Below are 6,958 nucleotides of genomic sequence, written 5' to 3'. Positions count from 1 at the left end.
GCGAAGCTAGACCGTAAGGACTGGTGGAGTGCTTAGAAGTGAGAATGCCGGTATGAGTAGCGAAAGATGGGTGAGAATCCCATCCACCGAATGCCTAAGGTTTCCTGAGGAAGGCTCGTCCGCTCAGGGTTAGTCGGGACCTAAGTCGAGGCCGATAGGCGTAGACGATGGACAACAGGTTGATATTCCTGTACCACCTCTTTTCCGTTTGAGCAATGGGGGGACGCAGGAGGATAGGGTAAGCGCACTGCTGGATATGTGCGTCTAAGCAGTTAGGCTGATGATGAGGCAAATCCCATCATCGTGAAGGCTGAGCTGTGATAGCGAGCGAATTATAGTAGCGAAGTTCCTGATTCCACACTGCCAAGAAAAGCCTCTAGCGAGGAAAAAGGTGCCCGTACCGCAAACCGACACAGGTAGGCGAGGAGAGAATCCTAAGGTGAGCGAGAGAACTCTCGTTAAGGAACTCGGCAAAATGACCCCGTAACTTCGGGAGAAGGGGTGCTCTGGTAGGGTGCAAGCCCGAGAGAGCCGCAGTGAATAGGCCCAGGCGACTGTTTAGCAAAAACACAGGTCTCTGCGAAGCCGTAAGGCGAAGTATAGGGGCTGACGCCTGCCCGGTGCTGGAAGGTTAAGAGGAGTGCTTAGCGCAAGCGAAGGTGCGAATCGAAGCCCCAGTAAACGGCGGCCGTAACTATAACGGTCCTAAGGTAGCGAAATTCCTTGTCGGGTAAGTTCCGACCCGCACGAAAGGCGTAACGATCTGGGCACTGTCTCAACGAGAGACTCGGTGAAATTATAGTACCTGTGAAGATGCAGGTTACCCGCGACAGGACGGAAAGACCCCGTGGAGCTTTACTGTAGCCTGATATTGAATTTTGGTACAGCTTGTACAGGATAGGTAGGAGCCTTGGAAGCCGGAGCGCCAGCTTCGGTGGAGGCATCGGTGGGATACTACCCTGGCTGTATTGAAATTCTAACCCGCGCCCCTTATCGGGGTGGGAGACAGTGTCAGGTGGGCAGTTTGACTGGGGCGGTCGCCTCCTAAAGAGTAACGGAGGCGCCCAAAGGTTCCCTCAGAATGGTTGGAAATCATTCGCAGAGTGTAAAGGCACAAGGGAGCTTGACTGCGAGACCTACAAGTCGAGCAGGGACGAAAGTCGGGCTTAGTGATCCGGTGGTTCCGCATGGAAGGGCCATCGCTCAACGGATAAAAGCTACCCCGGGGATAACAGGCTTATCTCCCCCAAGAGTCCACATCGACGGGGAGGTTTGGCACCTCGATGTCGGCTCATCGCATCCTGGGGCTGTAGTCGGTCCCAAGGGTTGGGCTGTTCGCCCATTAAAGCGGTACGCGAGCTGGGTTCAGAACGTCGTGAGACAGTTCGGTCCCTATCCGTCGTGGGCGCAGGAAATTTGAGAGGAGCTGTCCTTAGTACGAGAGGACCGGGATGGACGCACCGCTGGTGTACCAGTTGTCTTGCCAAAGGCATCGCTGGGTAGCTATGTGCGGAAGGGATAAGTGCTGAAAGCATCTAAGCATGAAGCCCCCCTCGAGATGAGATTTCCCATCACGTATGTGAGTAAGATCCCTAGAAGATGACTAGGTAGATAGGTCAGAGATGGAAGCATGGCGACATGTGGAGTTGACTGATACTAATCGATCGAGGACTTAACCACAAAGAGTCATTTATTAAATGAACAACAATGGGTCGATATTCGGCTTTCTTGACATCAATTCTTTATCTAGTTTTGAAGGAACAATCCTTCAATTGAATAATTCGTCTGGTGACAATGGCGAAGAGGTCACACCCGTTCCCATGCCGAACACGGAAGTTAAGCTCTTCAGCGCCGATGGTAGTTGGGGGATCTCCCCCTGTGAGAGTAGGACGTCGCCAGGCAAATGTGAAAAAAGAGTAGCTCTTAGGAGTTACTCTTTTTTTTGTTATTTGTTTTACAGACAAATTTCTCCCTGCCTGCTACATTCGGAGAAGTTGACTTCCTCATCTATAAGTTCTACGATAATAGTAAACAGAGGTTTGATTCGAAAGGATGGTACTCTTGCAAGGATCTTCTAGTACTACAATTGATCAGTTTTTAACATGGCTTGAACATGAAGGGAAATCATCAAATACCATCTCGACTTACCAACAGGAACTTAAGAAATATGAGAAATGGCTACAGGATCATAATCAGGAACTTGTAGATATTAATCAGAAAGATGTTCAGAAATATATCGTATTTTTAGAGCAAAAGGGAAAGAGTCCGATCACGACGGATAAGGTTTTTGGTGTGATCCGAACCTTTGCTAAATATTTAAAGAGACCTGACATTACGTTTGATATAAAGATCAAACAGGGAAATAAAAAGGATGAAATCGAAACACTTTCTAAGGAAGAGTGTGAGGAACTTTTATCTGAAGTAAGAGAAAGTGAAAATGAACGAAACATAGCGATTGTTTATATGTTGCTTCATACGGGTATTCGGGTTTCAGAGCTCTGCGCCCTGAATATATCTGATATTGATTTTAGAACAAAACAGGTAAACGTTTTGGATACTCATGGAGATAGAAGGATCATTCCTATGTCTGAAGAATTGATAGAGTATCTTTCTTTCTATATGGGTGCTATTCAACCAAAGGAAGCGGTGTTCGTTTCAAGAAACAATGAGCGTTTAACTGAGCGATCGGTGCAATATATGCTTAAGAAGTTTCATATTAATGCTCAAAAGCTTCGTCATACATTTTGTCAGCATCTTATCGATCAAGGTGCCAGCCTTGAAGTGGTATCTAAGTTGGCGGGACATAGGGACATAAATGTAACGAAAAGGTATGCGAAGTCGCGCGTTCCTGAAACTGAATTTGAGAATGCGATTCGACGAACTTTTTCGAAGGATTCATAAAGTGTATTATGAAATGGATTGAGGTGAGGATGATGAGTAAGGATGAATTAGCAAATAGAAGATGGATGGCCATACCAGGTCACATACGCAAGAAACTCGAGGGAAATGTCTTTTGTCGAAACTGTGGAGTGACTACAATCATTGATTATATTGTGGGTTCTGAAAACCATAAAACCGTATTGGAAGGCAGATGTGAGAAGTGTGGAGCAGCCGTAGCCAGGTTAATTGATTAATGAATGGTAGAACCTCTTTATCAGAAAAATGATAGAGGGGTTTTTTTGAAATAGTAGAAAGAGTAATCTTGAATAATGATAACTTAGCTTTCATACTCTCCCCCTTAATCAGACCCACAGATTTAGAAGTGCCATGAATATATTATTATTCATGCGTCAATCCTCATTTATTTTGTCGGAACTTTTGGGACGGTCATCTACATAGATATACAAAATATGTAAGATTCCTTCTGTATCATAGAGTTACAAATTGATAGATTATGGGGGAGTCAAGGTGAAAAAGTTTCTGCTCATCATTCTAACCATTATGACGATTTCAACAGTAATAGGGGGGAAGTACCACTGGAATCAAAAGGTCAGTGCTGTTCAGGCGAAGCTAACTGAAGAGAAGAATGATGGAGGTAGTGTTGAAGGAAAGAGTTCTATAGAGGGAAAGCAAGTGGAAGAAAAGCCAGACAAAAATAAATTAGTAAAGCTTGATAAGGTCAATTTCTTACCGAAGGATCTGCAGCCTACCTTTCAAAGGGCTATAGAAGAGAGGCGTCCTGTACACCTTATGATCACCGGCTCTTCCTCCACTTCAAAAAAGAATGAAGCATGGCCACGGTTACTGGAAAGGAATTTACTCGATGCATATGGGGATTCGTTAATCCATGTAACGATTAAGGAAATAAGCGGCAAAACATCGCAACAGGTGGTTGAAGAGAATATACATAAAGAATTGGTGAATATGAAGCCCGACATTCTTTTGCTGGAACCTTTTTTACTCTATGACAATGGAGAAATCAAAATGTCTGAAAGACTGAAAAACATTTCAAAGATTATAAAATCTTTCAAAAAAGCGAATCCAGACCTGATCATCTTGATCCAGCCTGCAAATCCTATTTATGGAGCCACTTACTATCCGCATGAAGAAAACGATTTAGAACGTTATACTAAACAAAATAACTATATTTATTTGGATCATTGGAAAGCATGGCCAGATTTTAATAAGAAAGTGATTGAAGATTTTCTTACTGAAGGAAATGTACCAAATGAGAAAGGGAATGAAACTTGGGCTGAGTACTTGAAGGAGTATTTTGTAAGAGATGGCAGAAAAGAGAAGTCATAGGATAAATTCCATAGAGTTGATGAGTCCTCATAGAGCTGAGGGCTTTTTTAGATAAAGTACACCTTTTTAGGCTGTGAATTTAGATTCATGAAATTTTAGTTTCTGATTGAGCTGTTCCTTCATTTTTTCATCTAGACAACTTTGTATAAGAGAGAAGTAATAAGTAGCAAGAAGCTTATGAATGATTTTCATAACGTACCCCCATTGCTTTGTAATTCGTATTCATTGATCCTATTTGTGTGTATTCTTATTTTCTACTAGATACCGCTCAAAATATATAGGGAATCATATGTATCTTTCTTACAAAATTCGCCGTCCTTTTCGTTGGAATGATTAGGAAATGAAGTCTAACTATTTCTATTGGATTATTCATAAGTTGTCATTAGGGAATAGAATGGGAGGATGGTAATGAAACATGGGATTACAGTTGTCACAAAATGTCGAGGCAGACTAACGATTTAATCAAACGTTTGTTTAAAGGAACCAGCATCACTGATATACGAGTGAATCTGGTTAAACGAATGTTTAATGAATTTTGGAACGAAAATCTTCATATAAAAATATATTCACAAATTGTGCAAGGAGGGCCACAATGAGAAAAAGTAAGAAGGCCAAGCTGATTACCTTAAAATTCAAAGTTTTGGTTTGTTCATTTATGAAGAGTGGTATGTGAACAATGGTTGTAATCGAAAATTTACAAAAGCCTAAACTCCTTGAATCAATCTATTAACATCTCTCTAGTAAACTACAGAAAAAGAACCCAGTAGAGGGAGAGATCAATGTTTACATTAATTAAGTCTGATTACAAGGCGTATGGGTTATCGTTTAAGGGATTGATCATGAGTGTGTTCAATTTTTCTACTTTTTGGCTGGTAGTACTTTATCGAATGTCACATTATTTGTATAAAAAGAGGATTCCCATTTTGCCTCGCATACTCAGGTCTATAGGAATTATTTTCTACGGAGCAGAAATTTCTCAAGGAGCTGAGATTGGACCAGGTTTCAGAATTGCTCATTCAGTTGGAGTGGTAATCGGGACCAACGTGAAGGCAGGTGCACATTTGGAAGTATTTCAAAATGTGACGATAGGTGGAAGAGATCAAGAACGCAATGGGCAGATCAAACCTATCATTGGTGATAATGTGACGATTTTCACCGGTGCTGTGGTTGCGGGGCCAGTTAACATTGGCCATAATGTGTCGGTGGGGGCGAATGCCGTTGTGACTGCGGATATTGCTTCAAACCTGGTGGTAGCAGGAGTTCCGGCAAAGCCTGTTGGGGAGGTACGTATCCCTCATTCGTTACGGAGTATGAATCGTGTCATTTAATTCAGTTCTATTTAAGAAAGCCTTCTCCCAGGAGAGAAGGCTTTCTTTTTTTACACATTTTCCTTTTCGATACAATGATTCATTACAGCAGGTCTTCCGATCGAATAATAGTTCATTGTTGTCTTCTTCGCTTCGTGAAGAGAGAAGCAATTGCGTCCATCGAACACATTCGGGGTTTTCATTAGATTTGCAATGGTTGAAAGTCTTAAGACTTTAAATTCTTCCCACTCGGTTGCAATGAACAGCATTTCTTGATCTTCAATCGCAGCAAAGCAATCTTGAGCGTAGGAAACGGTATCGCCTAATAAAAGTTTTACTTTATCTCGAGAAACCGGGTCATATACTGTGACTCGAACTCCAGCTTTCAACAGGGCACTTATGATTTCTATGGAGGCTGCTTCACGAATATCATCTGTATTCGGTTTGAAGGAAAGCCCGAGTATTCCGGCTTTTTTTCCTTTGATATCTTTCATATGCTCTTTGGCGAGTTCGACGAGTTTTACCTGTTGTTTTGCGTTGACGTGAATGACCGACTCGAGTAAGTCGAATTTGTGGTGAAGATTTCCTGCCATTTGAACAAGGGCATTGGTGTCTTTCGGAAAACAGGATCCCCCGTAACCGATTCCGGCATTCAGAAATTGGTGACCGATGCGCTGATCCATGCCCATTCCTTTTGCAACATCTTCTACGTTTGCGCCAAGTTTCTCACAGAGATTCGCAATTTCATTAATAAAGCTGATTTTTGTGGCCAAAAAAGCGTTGGAGGAGTATTTTATCATTTCGGCACTCTCAATAGAAGTTTGGAGAAACGGCACCCCGAATGGCTTAAGCATTTCTTGAAGTTTCGATGCAGCCTGACGATCTTCGGTTCCAATCACGATTCTATCCCCGTTGAAGGTATCGTGTACCGCTGAGCCTTCCCGGAGAAATTCTGGATTGGACGCAATCATGACACGCGTATTTTGTTTCAAATGATTTGTTACCCATTTTTTTATCTTTCTATTTGTCCCTACAGGAACCGTGCTTTTAGTGACAATAATGGCATCCTCTTTTTGAACAAATGAACCTATTTTTTCGGCGACCTCTTGAATAGCAGACAGATCGGCAGAGCCGTCATCATTGGAGGGAGTTCCTACGGCGATGATGATCACTTGAGCTTCATTACAAGCGGTTCTGTAGCATGTTGTAAAGGAAATAGTTTTATTTACTAGATTTTGTTGTAAAATGGCTTCCAGACCAGGTTCATAAATCGGTGATATACCTTGATTCAACTGACCAATTTTTTCATGGTCGATATCAAGGCACGTCACGTGATGCCCAATTTTCGCAAGACAGGCTCCTGTCACCAGTCCAACATATCCAACACCGATTATGGAAATTCTCAT

Annotated in this window: 6 protein-coding genes and 2 rRNA genes (1 of these 8 only partly in view); 6 read left to right on the top strand and 2 right to left on the bottom strand. The window is 42.4% G+C overall.

Annotation, left to right across the window (positions count from 1 at the left end; genetic code table 11):
* The 5 genes from ACYH0O_RS22620 to ACYH0O_RS22600 all read left to right on the top strand — a co-directional run.
* Nucleotides 1-1,680: ribosomal RNA gene (locus tag ACYH0O_RS22620) — 23S ribosomal RNA — on the top strand; it begins 1,256 nt to the left of the window's first position.
* Between the two features lie 104 nt (nucleotides 1,681-1,784).
* Nucleotides 1,785-1,901: ribosomal RNA gene (gene rrf / locus ACYH0O_RS22615) — 5S ribosomal RNA — on the top strand.
* A gap of 160 nt (nucleotides 1,902-2,061) precedes the next feature.
* Nucleotides 2,062-2,901: a tyrosine-type recombinase/integrase gene (locus ACYH0O_RS22610; RefSeq protein ID WP_426892196.1), complete on the top strand. Its 840-nt coding sequence runs from the start codon at nucleotides 2,062-2,064 to the stop codon at nucleotides 2,899-2,901.
* Nucleotides 2,902-2,909: 8 nt separating this feature from the next.
* Nucleotides 2,910-3,134, top strand: coding sequence for a hypothetical protein (locus ACYH0O_RS22605; RefSeq protein ID WP_426892197.1), 225 nt, complete (start codon nucleotides 2,910-2,912; stop codon nucleotides 3,132-3,134).
* Nucleotides 3,135-3,408: 274 nt separating this feature from the next.
* On the top strand, nucleotides 3,409-4,245 hold the full coding sequence (locus ACYH0O_RS22600) for an SGNH/GDSL hydrolase family protein (RefSeq protein WP_482630433.1): 837 nt from the start codon (nucleotides 3,409-3,411) through the stop codon (nucleotides 4,243-4,245).
* A 66-nt stretch (nucleotides 4,246-4,311) separates the two neighbouring features.
* On the opposite strand, the gene ACYH0O_RS22595 is transcribed toward ACYH0O_RS22600, so the two are convergent.
* On the bottom strand, nucleotides 4,312-4,437 hold the full coding sequence (locus ACYH0O_RS22595) for a hypothetical protein (RefSeq protein WP_482630432.1): 126 nt from the start codon (nucleotides 4,435-4,437) through the stop codon (nucleotides 4,312-4,314).
* Nucleotides 4,438-5,024: 587 nt separating this feature from the next.
* Here ACYH0O_RS22595 and ACYH0O_RS22590 point away from each other — a divergent pair.
* Nucleotides 5,025-5,573 (top strand): serine O-acetyltransferase, encoded by a 549-nt coding sequence (locus ACYH0O_RS22590; RefSeq protein WP_482630431.1) that lies wholly within the window; start codon nucleotides 5,025-5,027, stop codon nucleotides 5,571-5,573.
* Nucleotides 5,574-5,623: 50 nt separating this feature from the next.
* Here the strand turns inward: ACYH0O_RS22590 and ACYH0O_RS22585 are convergent, their stop codons facing one another.
* Complete coding sequence (locus tag ACYH0O_RS22585; RefSeq protein ID WP_482630430.1) at nucleotides 5,624-6,958, bottom strand: UDP-glucose dehydrogenase family protein; 1,335 nt, start codon at nucleotides 6,956-6,958, stop codon at nucleotides 5,624-5,626.

The organism is Rossellomorea sp. H136, from assembly GCF_056838065.1.
This window is presented reverse-complemented; position numbering and strand designations above follow the sequence as displayed.